Below are 19,213 nucleotides of genomic sequence, written 5' to 3'. Positions count from 1 at the left end.
GTATAATAAATTGTACAAAATATTTATTATGTACTAAATAATTATCACAATTTGTTGAATTGAATATAAAAAATCATGTAAATAAAATATTAAATAAAATTTAAACTATAATCAAAAAAAGGAGATGTATATTATGATTTCAGCAAATGCGCTGGAAAATCTAAAAAATTTATCAGAAGTTCAGGCTGATTTAATTCCTGGAGGAATTGTATATGGAATTACAAAAGGAGATACGGTGGAATGGGTGAAATATTCCACCTCCTTAAACATGAATGTATTTTACGTGGGACAAAAATTGAACGAAAACAGCACCACCCTCATGGCTATCCGTGAAAAAAAAACATTAACCCAAAAAATCCCACGTTCTGTTTATGGAATACGATTGGAGATAATTTCAATTCCCATAATAGATGAAACCAATAATGCTATAGGTGCATTTTCCATGGCCTTTCCAAGACTTCACCCTGTGGCCAAAGCTTTTGACGGCTTTGCACCAGTACTAGCAAAAATGTTTCCAGAAGGTGTATTTTTGTGCCTGACTGATTTGGGAAAATTTACAAATGTGCAATCTTCAAAAGAGTTCGATATATCCTCCATAAAGGTCGGAGACAAATTTGAAAATGATTTTTTAAGCAGTGAAGTTATAAGTACAGGAAAACAGCAGGAAAAAGAGCTGGATGCCTCAATATACGGAATTCCTGTAAGAGACGCAAGTTTCCCACTACTTGACCAGGATACTAAAGAAGTAGTGGGAACATTTTCCATAATAACTCCAAAGGAAGTGGCAGTGAATTTAAGAGGCATGTCCAGCAATCTTATGGAAAGTATTACAGGTATCTCTTCTGCTATTGAAGAACTGGCAGCCTCTGCCTCCCAAATTCATGCCAATGAACAGGAGCTCAACAGCGGTATCAATGAGATAACAGAATTATCTGAGGAAATAAACCAGGTAACTTCTTTTATAGCCAATATTGCGGATGCAACAAAAATGCTGGGCCTGAATGCCGCAATTGAAGCAGCTAGAGCAGGACAAGCCGGTAGTGGTTTTGGAGTTGTTGCAAATGAAATCAGGAAACTATCAGATCAGGCTAAAAGTACAGTTCCCAAAATCAAGAAATTAACGGACAATATCAAGGATAAAGTTACCGTATCCAGTGAAAAAAGCAAAGGATCCCTGTCCTCCAGTCAGGAGCAGGCTGCTGCTACACAGGAAATTACAGCAAGCATAGAAGAAATTACTACCATGTGTGAAAAATTGAATGAAATCGCGCTTAAACTCTAAATAACTATTTAACTATTTGCAATAAAGAGCTGTCTTTTTCGTCAATTCGTTTTTCAACTATATTCCATAAATAAAATATTCCCTTGAATATTATTTTCCAGGGAATATTTATTTCATGATAATTTTTACGTCTGGTGCATCATGTGATGCATAAGTGCCATTCTAACAACTCTGCTTAAATATTGTCTCGCCCCATCAACTGACATACCACAGCATATCAATGTATTTATTATATCTGGATGATGGCTTTCAAACATATCTATAATTTCCCGAGTATTTGAATTTACCTTTTCCATGTCTGCTTGTGACATGCTTTTCATCATATCCGGCATTTGCTGTTCAACATCGGGCACTTGCTGACCTGTATTCGGCATTTGCTGTACAGGCTGTTGTGTTATTCCACTTCCCTCGTCAATTCTATTTTCCACAGGTTCATCATTTCTGAACATGGATCTGTTTTTTCTTTTTAAAGCTCCTCTCATCATGGCATTGTTAGCTCTGCAGTAACAGCACATTGGCATAATTTCCCTATCTGAATGCATATATGAATACATAAAAACCTCCACTAGATTTTCTTATACTATTATAATATGCAAAAGAATTAGCTAAAGGTACAATTTTATCCAAAAGCTGTCAAATTAAATTTAAAGTACAAAGTTAAAATACTGGACAATGAATCATACTTGCTGATTCTAACTTCCTATATATTCTTCTCTGATTTGTTCTAAATCTGCATTTTTTAAATCATCCACCACAACTACAGCTCCTATTACATTTCCGTCTTTTGAGATGGTATATATATCATTTGAATCAAAAGAAACATGAACTTCCACAATTTCCTTTTTACCCTGGAAGGAAGCAACGGACTTACCTGTATCAAGAGATGAAATTATAAAATTTCCCTCCGGACTGTCAAAATTACTTAAATCAAGACTCAAAATTGTACCGACATTCTTTTCTGCAACTACAATCAGCGGCTCAAATTCATATCCCACACCTTTTATTGAAGCCACCTGCTCATTTCCTGATTCTGAAATTTCGGCTTTTTTAACCAACCGGCTGGTTTCAACCTTACTTAAATCCGTACCATAAATACTTGGAGCTTTAGCCGTGGAATCTCCCCCCTGTGACCCATGCATACTGCAGCCAGGCATTCCACTGGATGGAGCAGGTATTGAAGAATCGGGCTTAGAAGTATCAACGGTGGAAATATCGTCCACTACTTTAATCACTCCCCTTATCATGCCCATTCCACAGCTGAAATTTATATCTCCATCCTTTGGTGTAAATTCAATTACATTTTCACCGGGTTGTAAAGTCCTTTGAATATTTAAAGAAGGTACAATAATTTGTCCGTTACAGGAATTCAATGCTTTTCCGTCAATTATCCATTTTACAGGTACATTTTTTTGAACATAAAGACCATTGGGGGTATATCCCGAATTATCTGCTGTCATTTTAATTATCTGGACTCCATCCTTTAAAGTTGATTTTCCAGCAGAAGATTCCGCAGATGTCTTATTACCAGACAAACCAGCAGCCAATGTGGACACCGTAGGTATGTTTACACCAGCCAGAGCCAATCCCCTGCTTCCCATCACTATGCCTAAAACTATTACCAATATACCGCTGAATTTCAATAAAGTTCTTGTATATCCCCTGCTGAGCATGCCAGATACTGCACCAAAGCCCAGCATCAGGGGAATGGTACCAAGAGAGAATATAAACATGGACAATGAACCCTTGAGTATACTTCCCGTTCCCAGGGCATACAACTGCATTGTCTGAAGAGGTCCACAGGGCATAAGCCCATTTAAAATTCCAACCAAAAAGGGTGTCCTTGGTTTTTTCTTCATGGAGCAGGCAGACCAGGGCAGTCTTATATTAAATTTTCTAAACAAACTATACCCACTCATATTAAATCCCATTATCATCATGAATATACCTGCAAATATTTGAAGCCCTGCTTTCACCGGTATAGATAGAGAAAATACCGATCCCAGACCTCCAACTATTCCACCAAGTACGGTATAGGATATTACCCTGCCTGTATTGTACAAGACAGCAGGCTTAATGGAGTCAATTTTATTTTTACCGCCTTTGTTTATACTTTGCGACAGTGCTATTCCGCCGCACATACCCACACAGTGTATGGAAGTAAGCATTCCAACCAGGAATAAAACAAAATATGTGGCACCGTTAAGCCTGGATCCAATATCTATTCCGCTTGATGAATTTCCAATCAATATAATTGCAGCTGCAATCACAAATATGCCGGCTATTTTATACCTATTTGAACTCTCAGTACTATACCCGGATGCTCTTACAGCATCTTTGATATTTTCCAAACTGCATAGATCCGGGTCATACTCTACAATCACAGATTCATCCTTAAAGCTGGCCAGAGCATTTTTTACACCGTTTAATCCTTTAACCGCCCTTTCTACCCGCAGCTCACAGGATACACAGGTCATATCAAAAACCTTAAATTTGTCTTTTTTAATCTTCACACCTTCAATCCTCCCGCAATTTTTACCATTAAGATATAGTGTAAGTATATAAATTTCATATGAAGATGTTATGAAATAGATACGAAAAATAAGCACCCTAAATGACGGATGCCTATTTTACAATATAAACTAAGGGAGATTTATTAGTTAAATACTCTATAGTGGTTGCATTTAAGTTTACCGTGCCCTGCAACCGCAGACACTAATACACGCTAAAGAAACACAACATTTAAATAACACATGTTAAAGGAAATATTCATTTCCTCGGAACACTTATGATTGTATAACCTATTTGTTACATATTAATTTCATATTAATAAACTATTTGTAAACATTATAAAATTCGAAAAATTTATTTTCTTATGTCCAGACCCTCAAACTGCATATTGTAATAATAGGCGTAAAGTCCTCCTTTTTGGAGAAGCTCACTGTGACTTCCTCTTTCCTTTATTCCTTCACCGTCAATGACTATTATCTCATCAGCATTTCTTATAGTACTGAGCCTGTGGGCAATAACTATAGTAGTTCTGTTTTTAGCCAGTTTTTCAAGGGATTTTTGTATAAAGCTTTCGCTCTCATTATCCAGTGCCGATGTAGCCTCATCCAGTATAAGTATGGGAGGATTTTCAAGGAACACTCTGGCAATTGAAATTCTCTGTTTCTGTCCTCCCGAAAGCTTGACCCCTCTTTCCCCCACATAAGTATCATAACCATTGTCCAGACTCATTATATAATCGTGGATATTGGCCTCTTTAGCCGCTTTCATTATCTCCTCGTCAGATGCCTCCGGTTTCCCGTACCTTATATTTTCCTTCAGTGTTCCAGAAAACAAGTATACGTCCTGCTGTACTATTCCAATGGAATTTCTCAATGATTCAAGAGTGACGTCCCTTATATCTTTTCCGTCTATCATTACAGAACCTGAGGATACATCATAAAATCTTGGAAGAAGTGAACAAATTGTGGTTTTTCCCCCTCCCGAAGGTCCCACAAATGCAATTTTTTCCCCTGCTTTTATTTTCACATTTATATTTTTAAGTACCTGCTTTTTTTCATTGTAGCTGAAAGAAACATTTTTGTATTCTATATCGCCCTTTACATCTTCCAAGGGTACTGCATTTTTTTTATCCACTATTTCAGGTTCCATGGACAAAATATTCAAAAACCTTCTAAACCCGGCAAACCCTTTTTGAAACTGCTCTGCAAAATTTATCAGTATGTCTATGGGATTGATAAATATGTTTATGTAAAGAGCATAGACAGCAAGATCAGGTATTGTCAAGGAACCATTGGCTATAAAAAATGCTCCTGTAGCAAGTATTACCACGTATAGAAGTCCCTCAAAGAAAGAATTCCCCGCTATAAATCTTCCCATCACTTTATAACTTTTTTCCCTTGAAATACGATATGCATTATTGCTTCTGTCAAATTTCTCCCTTTCAATATTCTCATTGGCAAAAGACTTCACAACTCTTATTCCAAGAAGACTATCCTGGACGGAAGAATTTATATTTCCCATCTTCTTTCTGTTGTCAAAGAATATTCTCTGCATTTTTTTATTTTCACAGAATGAAAACACTATCATTACTACAGTTACCGCAAAAAGCATAAGTGTCATTTGGGTATTGATAAAAGCAAGCACTACGAAAGATCCTATTATTTTAATTGCAGAGATAAATACATTTTCCGGTCCATGATGGGCCAGTTCCGATATATCAAACAGATCCGACACAAGTATGGACATCATATGCCCTGTATTGTTTTCATCATAGTAGGAAAAAGACATCCTTTGAAGATGATAGAACAAATCCTTTCTCATGTTATTTTCCATCCTTGCCCCCATTATATGACCCCAGGAAGCGATAAAGTACTGGCAGAAATATTTAAGTATATAAAGTACAAGCAATCCCACTCCAATATACAATATGGAATTGAGAATCACCATCTTGTCCTTTACAAAAATATTTTTTGAAAGATAGCTTAAAATTAGAGGAAATGCCAGATCTACCAGCGACACTACAAGTGCACAAAATATATCTGCATAAAAAAGAAATCTATAAGGCCTGTAATACTGCAAAAATTTTTTAAATATATTCATAAAATCTGATGTCATCCTTTCCTGCTTCAAATGCAGCTATAAGAACTGCTATATCCGCATTATTCATCCATAATAATCAAATGGTAATCTTTTATTCAAGCAATGTCAAGGCAACAAAAAAGCATTAAGTACAAATATTAAATATCAAATAAGGATGATTCTCGATCTTAATCGAAAATTCATTAAATTTAACTAAAACTATTGAACTATTTATCGTTATATTGTAATATATAAATATAACGATAAATAAATATATTTTGGGAAGGATAAAATTATGGATAAAGATTTTGCAAAATACAATGAAAAAGCTGAAATTCTCAAGGTATTGGCACATCCTGTCAGATTATGCATTGTTAAAGGGCTGCTGGAGAAAGGAACCTGCAACGTGAGCAATATGCAGCACTGTCTTGAGATACCTCAATCTACACTTTCACAGCATATACAGAAATTAAAAGCTGCAGGAATTATAGAAGGCAGAAGAAATGGCGTCGAAATAAACTATAGAATTTGCAATCCATTAGTTGTCAAATTGCTTGAAGTTCTATTTTAAATTTTGGTCTGAAAACTTTCACAGCTAATATCCTAACTTTCTTAAAAACGTGTTATTGACAGATAAAATTACTGCTTGCACTGTATAAATAAAATTAAAGATAGGAGGAATTTTCATGAGTAAAAAAGTTTTGATAGCGGGCGGAGTTGCAGGGGGAGCATCTGCAGCTGCAAGGCTGAGAAGACTGGATGAAAACGCCCAGATAATAATGTTCGAAAAGGATAATTATATATCCTTCGCAAATTGCGGACTGCCCTACTATATAGGTGAGACAATCAAGGAAAGAGAAAGACTCCTGGTACAGACACCGGAAGGCATGAACAATAGATTCAATATAGATGTAAGAGTCAACAGTGAAATTATAGATGTAGATACCAGCAAAAACGTAGTAAAAGTGAAAAATAAAGACGGAGAAACTTACCAGGAAAGTTATGACTATCTGTTGCTATCTCCCGGTGCAAGAGCCATCAGGCCTAAAATACAGGGTATAGAAAGCGATAAAATTTTTACACTAAGAAATATACCGGATACGGACAGCATAAAATCACTGGTGGATAAAAGACAAGTTACCAGTGCTGTAGTTATCGGCGGAGGCTATGTAGGTGTTGAAATGGCTGAAAACCTAAAAGAAAGAGGGCTACAGGTTACTCTGATTGAGGCTGCACCGCATATTCTGGCACCCTTTGATTCAGACATGTCGGTGATGGCTGAAAAAGAGCTGGTGGAAAATGGCATAGATTTAATACTAAATGACGGGGTAAAATCCTTCAAGGATAATGAGCATGATATTGAAATAACTTTAAACAGCAATACAAGGATTACTGCCGATTTAGTGATATTATCCATTGGTGTAGCCCCCAATACTGATTTCATAAAAAACAGTGGAATAAAACTGGGTTCCAGAGGTCATATACTGGTTGATGACAAGATGAGAACAAATATTGAAAACATCTATGCCGTGGGGGACGCAGTTGAAGTAGTGGATCTTGTCAACAGACAAAACACTGCAGTACCTTTGGCCGGACCTGCAAACAAGCAGGGAAGAATAGCTGCAGACAATATATCCGGATTAAATTCAACATATAAGGGCACCCAAGGTACTGCAATAATCAAAATTTTTGCTTTGACCGCTGCAAGCACGGGAAATAATGAACGAACTTTAAAGAGACTTAACATACCTTACAAAGTTATATATGTTCATCCGGCTTCCCATGCATCATATTATCCAGCTGCCCTCCCTATGTCCATAAAACTTATATTCAATGAAACAGGTAAAATCCTGGGTGCCCAGGCTATAGGCTATGACGGTGTTGATAAGAGAATTGACGTTATCGCAGCTACAATGAGACTTGGCGGCTCGGTATCAGATTTGACAGAACTGGAATTATGCTATGCACCACCGTTTTCTTCTGCAAAGGATCCTGTAAATATGGCAGGTTTTGTGGCTGAAGATGTCCTTTCCGGGAAAGTGGACGTCATTACTCCAACAGAATTTTTAAATTACAACAGAGAAAATACCATACTTCTTGATGTACGTTCAGAGATAGAATTTAACAGCGGCCATCTGGAAGGTGCACTGAACATACCCGTGGACAATTTAAGGGAAAGGCTTGATGAACTGGATAAAAGCAAGGAGATCATCGCATACTGTCAGGTGGGCCTCAGGGGATATATTGCAGCAAGGATACTTTCCCAGCATGGGTACAAGGTTAAGAACATAACCGGCGGATATAAAAGTATATCAAGCTTAAACTTCACTCCTAAAAAGCAGGATGCACAAAATGCAAAATCAGAAGCGGCCCTGGATAAATCAGGAGCGGATACATTGGAATATGACAAGAGCCTTGATGCCTGCGGCCTCTGCTGTCCCGGTCCACTTATGCAGGTTAAGGCGGCTATGGATGATTTAATGGAAGGACAAATTCTAAAAGTTACCGCTTCCGATCCGGGCTTTTATGAGGATATAAAAGCCTGGTGCAAGAGGACAAATAGCCAGCTCCTTGATTTAAAAAAAGATAAAAGCAATATCACTGCCCTTATTAAAAAAAACAGCAATAACTCCAGAGTAGAAAATCCTATCAAAGACATTCCACCCGTAAGAGACAACAAAACACTGGTGGTATTCAGCGGTGATCTGGATAAGGCCATAGCTTCCTTCATCATAGCAAATGGAGCTGCATCAATGGGGAAAAAAGTAACCATGTTTTTCACCTTCTGGGGATTGAATATACTGAGGAAGAATGAAAAGGTACCTGTAAAAAAGGGCTTTATGGATTCCATGTTTGGATTCATGATGCCAAGGGGCAGTAAAAAATTAAAGCTGTCCAAAATGAATATGATGGGCATGGGTGCTAAAATGATAAGAAAGATCATGAAGGATAAAAATGTAACTTCCCTGGAAGATTTGATAAAATCAGCCTTGGACAGTGGTATAGAAATAGTGGCTTGTCAGATGTCCATGGATGTTATGGGCATTAAGAAAGAAGAACTTATGGATGGTGTGAAAATAGGTGGTGTTGGCTACTATCTGGGTGAAGCCGAAGATTCAAATGTAAATTTATTTATCTGACAATATGATAATTTTCATGGCACAAAACCTAAAAAGAGATTTTGTGCCTTTGATCATAATTTGAACCAAGTCCATATTATTCTGTAATAATCTTATGTATCAATACCGGTTTTTCAGCACTGCTTCCGATAGTTATATTTTCATAAATTCTGGCTTTTATTTCATCCACATCCTGGAAATTCGAATGTATAGTCAAAAGTTTATCTCCCTTTTTCACCCTGTCGCCAACTTTTTTGTCAAGTACAAGTCCTACGGATAAATCAATACTGTCCCCTTTAGTGGCCCTGCCCGCGCCGAGAAGCATGGCCGCAATTCCAATCTCATCAGCTGCAATATTTGAAATCACACCATCTTTTAATGCAGGAACATCAATTTTGTACTTTGCCCGGGGCAGCTTTCCCGGGTTATCCACAATGGATGGATCCCCGCCTTGATTTTTAATAAATGTCCTGAATTTTTCCAGAGCCCTGCCAGTTTTTATTGATTCAGCAAGTTTTTTCCGTGCCTCTTCCAGGGTACCTGCCTTTTTAGCCAGAACCACCATTTCACTTCCAAGTGTGAGGACCAGTTCTGCAAGATCCACCGGACCCTCTCCCTTTAAAGTGTCAATGGCTTCTCTCACTTCAAGGGCATTGCCTATGGCAAACCCCAGCGGCTGGGACATGTCTGAAATCACAGCCATGGTGTTTCTGCCCACACTGTTTCCCACCCTGACCATGGCATGTGCCAGTTTTTCCGCATCTTTATCTGTCTTCATAAAAGCCCCTGCACCAACTTTAACATCCAGCACTATGGCATCTGCTCCGGCTGCAATTTTTTTGCTCATTATAGAGCTGGCAATCAAAGGTATGGATTCAACAGTTCCCGTTACATCCCTCAGAGCATACAATTTCTTGTCTGCCGGAGTTAAATTGCCAGTCTGACCCATAACTGCAATTCCATTATCATTTACCAGCTGAATAAATTTATCCTTTATAATTTCCACATGAAATCCATCAATTGACTCAAGTTTGTCAATAGTTCCACCGGTGTGTCCCAGGCCACGCCCGGACATCTTGGCCACAGGTATGCCTAAAGATGCAACAAGAGGTGCCAGCACAAGGGTGGTGGTATCTCCCACACCACCGGTGGAGTGCTTATCAACTTTTATACCACTTATTTCAGACAAATCAATAGTCTCGCCGGAACTTGCCATTGCCATTGTGAGATCGGACGTCTCCCTGTCATTCATATTTTGAAAATAGATTGCCATAGCCAGGGCACTGGCCTGATAATCGGGAATTGTTCCATGGGTATAACCTTCCACAAAGAAATTTATCTCTTCCCTGCTGAGTTCCCCTCCATCCCGTTTTTTTGAAATTATATCCACCATTCTCATTTCCATTACCCTCTCATTTTAATCTGTTTAAAAAGCTTTCGCCGTATTTGGGCAGCTGTACCTTGAAATTATCCGCAATTGTGGCCCCAAGATCGGAAAATGTCTTACATGTGCCCAGGTTCTTTCCAGCATCAAATCTCTTTGAGTAAACAAGAAGCGGTACAAACTCCCGGGTATGATCTGTACCGGTGTAAGTGGGATCATTTCCATGATCCGCAGTAATTATGAGCAGATCATCTTCCTGCAGCTTTTCAAAAACCTCCGGCAACCTTTTGTCAAAGGCCTCCAGTGCATCTCCATATCCTACGGGATTACGGCGGTGTCCATAAACTGCATCAAAATCAACTAAGTTTATAAAACTCATACCGTGAAACTCCTCCTCCATCAGTGCAATCAATTTGTCCATACCATCCATGTTACTTTTGCTTCTTATTGCCCTGGTAATACCTTCTCCATCAAAAATATCAGAAATTTTACCGATGGCAATACAGTCCAGTCCGGCTTCCTTTAAATAATCCAATACTGTTTTGCCAAAGGGTTTTAAAGCATAGTCATGACGATTGGAGGTTCTTTTAAAAGTATCTGCCGTTTTTCCTACAAAGGGTCTGGCAATAATTCTTCCCAGGGTATAGGGTTCATCCCTGGTTATGTCACGGCAGTATTGGCATATCCTATAGAGTTCTTCCAGTGGTATCACATCTTCCTGTGCTGCAATCTGGAGCACGGAATCTGCTGAAGTATAGACAATGAGTTCCCCGGTTCTAAGCTGCCTTTCTCCAAATTCTTTTATGATCTCCGTTCCGCTGGCGGGTTTATTCGCCATGACTTTTCTGCCGGAAAATCTCTCAATTTTTTCAATCAGCTCCCCTGGAAAACCATGGGGAAAAACGCGAAAAGGTTTGTCAATGTAAAGCCCCATCATCTCCCAGTGTCCCGTCATGGTATCTTTTCCCCGGGAAGCCTCCTGCATTTTTCCAAAGTACGCCTTCGGAAAGTCAGTTCTTTTTATACCTTTAATCTCAAAAATATTAGACAGTCCCAGTGACGACATGTTAGGCATGTAAAGTCCACCTTTCCTCTCAGCAATATGTGACAGGGTATTTACGCCAAAATCACCAAATTGATCCGAATCAGGTGCCTCACCAATACCAACCGAGTCCATGACCACTACATGTATCCTTTTAAATGCTTTCACTGCAAATTCCCTCTTTCATCAAGTGATTTTTGGTTTCAGATCAAGCTGCCCATAAAAAGCAAGCTCTATCTAGTCCTCAACAATAGCAACTCCAGAGCTCGTTCCAATACGGCTGGCACCTGCCTCAACCATTTCAACAGCCTCTTCCCTGGTATGAATACCTCCTGCCGCCTTAACTCCCAGATCATTTCCCACGATACTTCGCATCAGCTTTACATCCTCCACCCTGGCTCCTGAACTTGAAAACCCGGTAGAAGTTTTTACAAAATCCGCACCTGATTTACTGGCTATTTTGCAGGCCCTCACTTTTTCCTCCTGATTCAGAAGGCAGGTCTCAATAATAATCTTTACCACTGCCTTTCCCGCTGCAGCTTTTACAACACTTTTAATATCTTTTTCTACATAGACATCATTTTTATCTTTCAGCTCTCCTATATTTATAACCATATCCACTTCCACTGCGCCATTTTTAATGGCATCTACTGTTTCAAACACTTTTGTTTCGGTAGTATTTGCTCCAAGGGGAAAACCTATGACAGTACACACATTTACTCCGCTGTTGTTCAGCTCCCGGGCCGCCAGTTTAACCCAGGCTGGATTTACACAGACGGATGCGAATCCATACCGTTTAGCCTCTCTTGTCAGTTGAATTATTTTATTTTTCGTCGCATCAGGCTTCAGTGCCGTATGATCGATTATTTTAGCAATATCCATAATTTCTTTTAGTGAAAGTATACACTCCGGGTAAGTACACCGCCTTTCACCAAAAGCCACCTCCCTTCAATTTACAATGAACAATTTACAATACACAATGCACAGTTCACAATTAATGGAGCTTTTCGTCAGCAATCGAAAAGCCGTCAAAATTGGACTCTGATATTATACTTCTATAATAAATCCTTTTTGGTAAAAGCTCCAGGTAAAATTTCATCCAGAGTTTTAACAATATATTCTCTTTCATTTTTAGCCAAAATTATTTTGATATCCGGCAGGGCAAATTCCGCCATCACCTGCCTGCAGATACCGCAGGGATAGGTGTATTTATTTTTTTCCCCGACTATGGCAATTGCCTTCACATTTTCATGTCCTTCCGACACTGCCTTGAATATTGCAGTCCTCTCTGCACAATTGGTAGCTCCGTAGGAAGCATTCTCTATATTACACCCGGTGTATATATTCCCATCCTCAGTAAGTACAGCTGCCCCCACCTTGAATCCGGAGTAAGGAGCATAGGCATTTTCCCTTCCCTGAAAAGCTTTTAAAATGAGTTCTTTACAATCAATCTCCATTATTATCCCTTCCAATGTTATTTGAATTTCTGGAATTCAGTCATATATTTCCAGTAATGCTTTGGCATATTGCTACTGCGGCATTTAAGGTTTCTCCTGTTTTTTATCTCAATGGTATTGTAAAACATGCCCCATAATTTCCTGAAATATTTCTCATCCCCATCCGGCTCTGCCATCTGCAAACTGGCCATCGGAATAAAGCTATATTTATGGGGTCTGTACACAAGTGCCATATCATGGGTTCTGTCATGAATCAAAAAATGTTCTTCAGCATATCTCTGGCAGAAATGTCCTGCAATAAGAGGAAGTACACAATTTTGGGGTTCAATTTGCGATACCAGAACATTGTTGAAAATGGAAAATCTCAAAAATCCCTTTAGGAGATGACTTTCATTTTTTAAATATCTTACAGCTTTAAGCACTTTATTAACCACATCATCCCCCAGCATATTCATAACTGAGGGTCCGTAATGATATCCTCTCCTCAAAAACATAAGCATATACATTTCTTTACGGGACATGCATGTCAAAAAAGCAGATTTCAAGAGTTCAAGAGCAGATTTTCCTATTTTTTCAGGTATTGAACTTATAACCCTGGTGGATTTCTCAAAATCGGTGACAATTTCCTTTACCGGAAAAAAGGTAGTCTGAAATTGTGCAGAAGAGACGATGTCCATAGGGATTTCCTTCCTGTAATAACTTTCAAATACACAGCACATGAGCCCTTCAAAACTTCCATCATATTTATATATAAGATTTGATTTTTTAATCATCCGTGAATTCCCCTTACGCCAGAGGCAGTTTATCAAAAAAAGACAGCTGCTCCTGCTTCTCCCCGGAAGCAAAGTTTCTATAATATCTATCCGCAGAACCTTTTGACATAAGCGCCCTCATGATTACATCCCTTTCCATATTCAATCCTTCCACAGCTTTACCGGAGCATAATATAAAATATTGTGCCCTTTTAAGTATAATACCAAGTTTTTTAAGTATTTCAAAATTCAGTGAAAAGTTTCGCCTGGCGGCTACAATTCTCTTTGCCCCTCTTACACCAATGCCCGGCACTCTGAGCAGTTCTTCGTAAGATGCCCTATTTACATCTACCGGAAAACACTCCCTGTGATTCAGTGCCCAGTTGCATTTGGGATCTATATAGGGATCAAAACTCTGATGTTTTTCATCCAGAATTTCATCTGCCCTGAAACCATAGTATCTCAAAAGCCAGTCAGCCTGGTAAAGGCGGTGTTCCCGTAAAAGTGGAGGCTTGCCGCTTACCTGGGGAAGCAGTGAATTTTGGGATACTGGTATGTATGCTGAAAAGAACACCCTCTTGAGTTTGTATTTTCTGTAAAGTCCCTCGGCCAGATTCAAGATGTGAAAATCCGTATCCGGAGTGGCACCTATAATCATCTGGGTACTTTGACCTGCCGGTGCAAATTTAGGCGCATGGCAGTATTTTACAATCTCCCTGGAATTTTGTCCTATACAGTTTTTAATATACCCCATAGGTGCCAGAATTGAGTGTTTTGATTTATCCGGTGCCAGGAGCTTCAGGCTGTTCTGCGACGGCAGCTCTATATTCACGCTCATTCTGTCACCCAGGGTGCCGAGCTCATGTATAAGCCTGCTGTCAGCACCGGGAATGGCCTTTACATGTATATATCCAAAAAACTTATATTCCTCCCTCAAAATTCTAAGCACCTGAATCATCTGCTCGCAGGTGTAATCGGGATTTTTAAGCACACCGGAGCTTAGAAAAAGACCCTCTATGTAATTTCTGCGGTAAAAATTCATGGTCAGATCCGCCAGCTCGCGGGGCGTAAAGGAAGCTCTGGGTACATCATTTGAGCGGCGATTAACACAGTATTTACAATCATAGGCACAGATATTTGTCATCAGAACCTTTAAAAGTGAAATGCACCTTCCATCTGCCGAAAAGCTGTGGCATATTCCACAGGCGACAGAACTTCCAATTCCACCAGAGACCGCTTTTCTGTTAACTCCGCTGGAGGTACATGCTACATCGTATTTTGCCGCATCAGTTAGAATCTTCAATTTATCAAAAACATCCACAGGACCACTTCCATTCTTTTCTACATATTATCACAGAACGTATGTTCTGTAAAGTAATTTTTTCCAAAATGCTGTACTTAATCCAACAAGCACCATCTCACTTTTTTAGTGAGGATAACTATGATTATTTTGAAATAAAAATTTAACTTTTACAATCCAGTGTGTTAATATATCATATAAGTGATATATATCAAAAAATCTCTGGACAATATTAACAGATTGGAAAGAGACCGCTAAGAAAGGGCGATTGTTATGGATAAAAAAAATAATATTTGTGCTTTTATCAACTGCAGCATAATCGATGGAAAATTTGAAAAAGACATTGTAAAAGAAGGTGTAATATTAGTAGAAACTTCTGATGGTACAGGTAAGATAAAATCTCTGGGAAATAAGGATGAAGTCAGCATCCCCAGAGATTGCAAAATTGTAGATCTAAAAGGTAAATATGTACTTCCAGGGCTTATAAACGCTCACGTACATCTTTTTGGAGATGGAAACCCGAATTCACCAGAACAAGTTAAGAGAACCCCTGATGAAAATCTAGAATACATGAAATCTTCACTTGGAAAACATTTAATTAAAGAAACCATGAAAAAAAATGCAATGGCGGCACTTCACGCCGGAGTAACCACTTTCAGAAGTGTAGGGGATCCTTTCTACTATGACCTGCAGGTAAGAGATGAAATAAAAAGCAGCACTGAAGTGGGGCCTAAAATGTTATGTGCAGGCGCCATGGTATGTATAACCGGAGGTCACGGATATAAATTCGTATCCGAAGCCATAGATTCACCCTGGGAAGGAAGAAAAAAGGTGAGAACTCACGTATACAACGGAACTGACTTGATAAAAATAGCCAATACGGGTGGAGTAACCGATTCCCAGAAAATAGGCGAGGCTGGGAGAGCTGAAATGACCTATGATGAAATTGCGGCCATATGTGATGAAGCACACAGGGCAGGCCTTCTTGTAGCAAGCCACTGTCAAAGTACCAAAGGATTAAAAGAGGCTCTAAGAGGCGGAGTGGATACCATAGAACATGGTGCTGAAATGGACGATGAGGTAATATCCCTATTCAAACACGATCCCAACTCTTTAAGAGGATATAGTTCTCTTACACCTACATTCCTCACCATATACTATATAGCAAATCTCAGTACAGAATATACCAAGCTGACTGACGTACAGCTTGCCAATGGAAAAATTATAGAAAAACGTATGATCTCAGGCTTTCAGACAGCACTCAAGGAAGGAATTAAACTGGCACTTGGCACTGATGCTGCCATGCCTTACGTAACTCATTACGGTACATGGAAGGAATTAAAACTTCATGTCAAATATGGAGCTACAAATAAACAGGCCATAATACATGCAACCAAATCCAACGCGGAAATACTTGGCATAGATAAAGAAGTCGGAACTCTGGAACCTGGAAAACTTGCAGATTTTATCGCAGTTGATGGAAATCCTGTTGAAGACTTGAATTACCTTGGCAGTCCATACATGGTAGTTAAAAATGGACAAGTTATTGAGAAAACAGATAAATACATCATACCTGAAGTTGAAAATATGGTAAAAGAACTGGATACTGAGATGTAGTGACAGAGAACAAATTCAATATTTATACACTTGGTCCAGATTACTCACTAAAATAAATATTGTAAAAATCAAATTCGACTGTAAAAAGAAGCAGGCCTTATATCAGCCTTGCTCCTTTTTATTTTAGAATATAATAGCTCCCGACATAGTATAATTATGCTATACCAGGAGCTTAATTATATTTGTCAAAACATCCGTCTATCCATATTGAAAAAGTTTTACGCTTTTAAATCTCAAGTTGGGGCTCCCTGCCATTTACAATTGGCAAATGTTCATCTTTATTTATAACTCTTATCAGGATTTCCCTCATAAGCTTCGGACTATTTGTAAATGCATCCCTAGTCGAGCCGGCAGCATGAGGTGTTATTGTAACATTATCAAACTTAAGAAATGTATCATCCTCCTCAAGTGGTCCAACATTAAATACATCGTATAGTAATGTAAACGTCTCCAACTTTTGGATAAAAAATAAAATCCTGTTATTTATTTTGTTTTAAATAGCCGTAATCATTCCATAAGTCTTTTTTACTTGTAGTTAAACCCATAAAACCTGATTTATAAATTTCAGAAACAGTACATTTATCGGTTATAAATCCTCCTCCTAAAAGAGGCACATTTCTAACTTTAGTTATCTTTTCCTTAAACCTAGTAGCTAATGGTCCTGGTAAAACTTCGATGGCATCACTTCTAGTATTTTCTAATGCCCTCAATCCAGAATCAAATCCTCTCGAATCTATGAGAAAAAAACGCTGGATAGCATATAACGCCGTCATTTTAGCCATATTCACATTTATTGAATTTGAAGAAATTATGCCATTAACTCTAAACAAATTTTTCAACAGCTTAATTCCTATTTTATCAGTCGCAAGCCCGCCTACTAAATCCATATTTACCAAAGCTATTTTATCATTATCGTGACATCTCTTTACTAAAGATCTAAGACTGCCTACATGGACTTCAGATAAAAGAATTACTTTTGAAATAGAGGCTAAAGCGCTATCAAAATTTTTTAAATTTCTTACAGATGGTATTATGGTAAACTCTTTAAACATATCGCAAAGCCTTCTTAAGCCAATTACATTATTCATAAACACTCTTTAATACGTTTTCATTATATTAAACTAAATTAAAAAGTCAATATAAATTTAATTTTCTGTTGTTAACTTGTGATAATGTCACCTTAAGATTAACTTTACAAAATATCACTTTCGAATAAATTATAGAGATGTTAAAATTATTTACTAAATAATCTTGTAATTTCATTATAAAGAAGTTATCTAATTTTTTCAACAATTTGTATATATAAAATAACGTATCTTGATTTAATTTATACAAACCCACTAGATACTCTATTTATAGATCAACCTGATTATTTTAAGTCCGCTTAATTCTTTATAAATTGTTCTACAATACCTTCTGTCATCATATCTGCCATTTCTAAGGCCTGGCGCTCGATTTCATCATATACCGATATATTTGCTGCATAATCTTTGTTAAGCATATTAACTGCCTCAGATTTAGTCAGTGCCAAATGCTCATGCAACATTGACTTCCAGTTTTCCTGAGACCAATAAGGATTGATATCACTAAGAAAAGCAGCAATTTTGTCTGCATTAGCATACCATTCTTTTTCCGTATTGGAAACCATTTGACTATCACCAGCCTTGGCTGATTTAACAAGCTGTGCAGCAATAGTAAGATGTTCTCTAAATAAATTTCTAAATTGAGAGGCAATATCATCACCATAAAAACTTCTCAATGCTTCTTCAAAGTCTATGGGATTCCGAAGAAGGCGATTAGTAATAAATTCTGTATCTGGTAAATCAAAAGCTATGCTTGTTATAAGCATTCTCGTCCAAGCAACATGCTGCTCCCAAAGCATACGCATTTTATTACTCAAATTGAGTTTTGATACATTCTTAATATCTCCTCGCACATTCATGTTACGGAAATATCCATCATAATATCTGTGGTTAGGATATGCATAATTAAAATGAATTTTTTCATTCATTATTTTTGATCTATTATATTCCTGAAGACTATTAAAAAAAATTTTTACCGGGCATAAATACATTTTATCACTGCTTTCATAACTTTTACATTTTATAATATGCTCATATCATAAAATGTTCACTTTTTTCAGACAATCTCCTTTAGAAATATCTATATATAATTTCCTCATAGGTAATCTAAAAACGTTAAAGTAACTACATTGCAAAGTAAGCTTTCCACTGGTTTCAATTCCTCATAGGTAATCTAAAAACATGACAGTGATTATGTATATCATTTCGACAGTAATTTGTTTCAATTCCTCATAGGTAATCTAAAAACAATTATTTATTGTAACCTTGCTGTTTGATGGAAAATTGGTTTCAATTCCTCATAGGTAATCTAAAAACCTATCAGATAAAGCATACATCAGCTTGTCCAAAAGTAAGCGATAAATTACCTGGTGTAGGTAAAAAATAAGTGACCATTTGAAATACATCTCAAATGGTCGTAATCTATCACTTGTCATTTTTACAGGAAGACTGAACCCATGGATTCCAGGGCAGGTATTCTTCCAAGAATTCAGGATGTGCTTCAAATTGGACACCAGGCAGATTTTTAAACAGGAATTCAAGATAGCTGTATGGCTCCAATCCATTAGCTTTAGCCGTTTCAATCATGCTG

General features: G+C 37.8%; 16 protein-coding genes. 4 read left to right on the top strand and 12 right to left on the bottom strand.

Going from position 1 to position 19,213, the window contains the following annotated elements; all coding sequences use genetic code 11:
• Positions 1 to 133 precede the first annotated feature (133 nt).
• Positions 134 to 1,282, top strand: coding sequence for a methyl-accepting chemotaxis protein (locus CLLU_RS14865; RefSeq protein WP_106010570.1), 1,149 nt, complete (start codon positions 134 to 136; stop codon positions 1,280 to 1,282).
• A gap of 125 nt (positions 1,283 to 1,407) precedes the next feature.
• Here the strand turns inward: CLLU_RS14865 and CLLU_RS14860 are convergent, their stop codons facing one another.
• The 3 genes from CLLU_RS14860 to CLLU_RS14850 all read right to left on the bottom strand — a co-directional run bounded on the left by CLLU_RS14860 (position 1,408) and on the right by CLLU_RS14850 (position 5,890).
• Entirely contained in the window at positions 1,408 to 1,836 is a 429-nt protein-coding gene (locus CLLU_RS14860) for a hypothetical protein (RefSeq protein WP_106010569.1), read from the bottom strand.
• A 138-nt stretch (positions 1,837 to 1,974) separates the two neighbouring features.
• Positions 1,975 to 3,792, bottom strand: coding sequence for an urease accessory protein UreH domain-containing protein (locus CLLU_RS14855; RefSeq protein WP_106010568.1), 1,818 nt, complete (start codon positions 3,790 to 3,792; stop codon positions 1,975 to 1,977).
• A gap of 352 nt (positions 3,793 to 4,144) precedes the next feature.
• Entirely contained in the window at positions 4,145 to 5,890 is a 1,746-nt protein-coding gene (locus tag CLLU_RS14850) for an ABC transporter ATP-binding protein (RefSeq protein ID WP_106010567.1), read from the bottom strand.
• Between the two features lie 274 nt (positions 5,891 to 6,164).
• Between CLLU_RS14850 and CLLU_RS14845 the strand changes: the two genes are divergently transcribed.
• Both CLLU_RS14845 and CLLU_RS14840 read left to right on the top strand, forming a co-directional pair.
• Positions 6,165 to 6,440 (top strand): ArsR/SmtB family transcription factor, encoded by a 276-nt coding sequence (locus CLLU_RS14845; protein WP_106010566.1) that lies wholly within the window; start codon positions 6,165 to 6,167, stop codon positions 6,438 to 6,440.
• Between the two features lie 115 nt (positions 6,441 to 6,555).
• Positions 6,556 to 9,009, top strand: a complete 2,454-nt coding sequence (locus CLLU_RS14840) for a CoA-disulfide reductase (RefSeq protein ID WP_106010565.1) — start codon at positions 6,556 to 6,558, stop codon at positions 9,007 to 9,009.
• Positions 9,010 to 9,085: 76 nt separating this feature from the next.
• Here the strand turns inward: CLLU_RS14840 and CLLU_RS14835 are convergent, their stop codons facing one another.
• From CLLU_RS14835 to CLLU_RS14810, 6 genes are all read right to left on the bottom strand, one after another.
• On the bottom strand, positions 9,086 to 10,387 hold the full coding sequence (locus tag CLLU_RS14835) for a pyrimidine-nucleoside phosphorylase (RefSeq protein WP_106010564.1): 1,302 nt from the start codon (positions 10,385 to 10,387) through the stop codon (positions 9,086 to 9,088).
• A gap of 13 nt (positions 10,388 to 10,400) precedes the next feature.
• Positions 10,401 to 11,582 carry a phosphopentomutase gene (gene deoB / locus CLLU_RS14830; RefSeq protein ID WP_106010563.1) on the bottom strand — a complete coding sequence of 394 codons (1,182 nt, stop codon included), beginning with the start codon at positions 11,580 to 11,582 and terminating at the stop codon, positions 10,401 to 10,403.
• A 69-nt stretch (positions 11,583 to 11,651) separates the two neighbouring features.
• Positions 11,652 to 12,296, bottom strand: coding sequence for a deoxyribose-phosphate aldolase (gene deoC / locus CLLU_RS14825; RefSeq protein WP_106010573.1), 645 nt, complete (start codon positions 12,294 to 12,296; stop codon positions 11,652 to 11,654).
• Positions 12,297 to 12,469: 173 nt separating this feature from the next.
• A complete protein-coding gene (locus CLLU_RS14820; RefSeq protein WP_207656018.1) occupies positions 12,470 to 12,871 on the bottom strand; it encodes a cytidine deaminase in 402 nt (133 codons plus the stop codon).
• A gap of 17 nt (positions 12,872 to 12,888) precedes the next feature.
• Positions 12,889 to 13,644: a TIGR03915 family putative DNA repair protein gene (locus tag CLLU_RS14815; RefSeq protein WP_106010562.1), complete on the bottom strand. Its 756-nt coding sequence runs from the start codon at positions 13,642 to 13,644 to the stop codon at positions 12,889 to 12,891.
• Positions 13,645 to 13,657: 13 nt separating this feature from the next.
• Complete coding sequence (locus CLLU_RS14810) at positions 13,658 to 14,944, bottom strand: putative DNA modification/repair radical SAM protein (protein ID WP_106010561.1); 1,287 nt, start codon at positions 14,942 to 14,944, stop codon at positions 13,658 to 13,660.
• A 252-nt stretch (positions 14,945 to 15,196) separates the two neighbouring features.
• Here CLLU_RS14810 and CLLU_RS14805 point away from each other — a divergent pair, with 252 nt between their 5' ends.
• On the top strand, positions 15,197 to 16,540 hold the full coding sequence (locus CLLU_RS14805; RefSeq protein WP_106010560.1) for an amidohydrolase family protein: 1,344 nt from the start codon (positions 15,197 to 15,199) through the stop codon (positions 16,538 to 16,540).
• A gap of 479 nt (positions 16,541 to 17,019) precedes the next feature.
• Here CLLU_RS14805 and CLLU_RS14795 read toward each other — a convergent pair whose 3' ends face one another.
• The 3 genes from CLLU_RS14795 to CLLU_RS14785 all read right to left on the bottom strand — a co-directional run.
• Positions 17,020 to 17,592: a glycerol-3-phosphate responsive antiterminator gene (locus CLLU_RS14795; RefSeq protein WP_106010559.1), complete on the bottom strand. Its 573-nt coding sequence runs from the start codon at positions 17,590 to 17,592 to the stop codon at positions 17,020 to 17,022.
• 332 nt (positions 17,593 to 17,924) lie between these two features.
• Entirely contained in the window at positions 17,925 to 18,614 is a 690-nt protein-coding gene (locus tag CLLU_RS14790; protein ID WP_242977670.1) for an acetylglutamate kinase, read from the bottom strand.
• Between the two features lie 433 nt (positions 18,615 to 19,047).
• On the bottom strand, positions 19,048 to 19,213 hold a 166-nt coding region (locus CLLU_RS14785), incomplete at its 5' end, for a transposase domain-containing protein (protein WP_146127610.1).

This window comes from Clostridium luticellarii, assembly GCF_002995845.1.
Classification (GTDB): Bacteria; Bacillota; Clostridia; order Clostridiales; family Clostridiaceae; genus Clostridium_B; species Clostridium_B luticellarii.
The sequence above is the reverse complement of the archived record's forward strand: the minus strand, read 5'-3'. Positions and strand labels throughout refer to the sequence as shown.

Excerpts from the sequence above, each read along its gene's own strand:
- CLLU_RS14795 (WP_106010559.1), bottom strand. The coding sequence starts at position 17,592 with ATGTTTAAAGAGTTTACCATAATACCATCTGTAAGAAATTTAAAAAAT.
- CLLU_RS14840 (WP_106010565.1), top strand. The coding sequence starts at position 6,556 with ATGAGTAAAAAAGTTTTGATAGCGGGCGGAGTTGCAGGGGGAGCATCT.
- CLLU_RS14835 (WP_106010564.1), bottom strand. The coding sequence starts at position 10,387 with ATGAGAATGGTGGATATAATTTCAAAAAAACGGGATGGAGGGGAACTC.
- CLLU_RS14845 (WP_106010566.1), top strand. The coding sequence starts at position 6,165 with ATGGATAAAGATTTTGCAAAATACAATGAAAAAGCTGAAATTCTCAAG.
- CLLU_RS14805 (WP_106010560.1), top strand. The coding sequence starts at position 15,197 with ATGGATAAAAAAAATAATATTTGTGCTTTTATCAACTGCAGCATAATC.
- CLLU_RS14815 (WP_106010562.1), bottom strand. The coding sequence starts at position 13,644 with ATGATTAAAAAATCAAATCTTATATATAAATATGATGGAAGTTTTGAA.
- CLLU_RS14790 (WP_242977670.1), bottom strand. The coding sequence starts at position 18,614 with ATGTATTTATGCCCGGTAAAAATTTTTTTTAATAGTCTTCAGGAATAT.
- CLLU_RS14850 (WP_106010567.1), bottom strand. The coding sequence starts at position 5,890 with ATGAATATATTTAAAAAATTTTTGCAGTATTACAGGCCTTATAGATTT.
- CLLU_RS14865 (WP_106010570.1), top strand. The coding sequence starts at position 134 with ATGATTTCAGCAAATGCGCTGGAAAATCTAAAAAATTTATCAGAAGTT.
- CLLU_RS14820 (WP_207656018.1), bottom strand. The coding sequence starts at position 12,871 with ATGGAGATTGATTGTAAAGAACTCATTTTAAAAGCTTTTCAGGGAAGG.
- deoC (WP_106010573.1), bottom strand. The coding sequence starts at position 12,296 with ATGGATATTGCTAAAATAATCGATCATACGGCACTGAAGCCTGATGCG.
- CLLU_RS14860 (WP_106010569.1), bottom strand. The coding sequence starts at position 1,836 with ATGTATTCATATATGCATTCAGATAGGGAAATTATGCCAATGTGCTGT.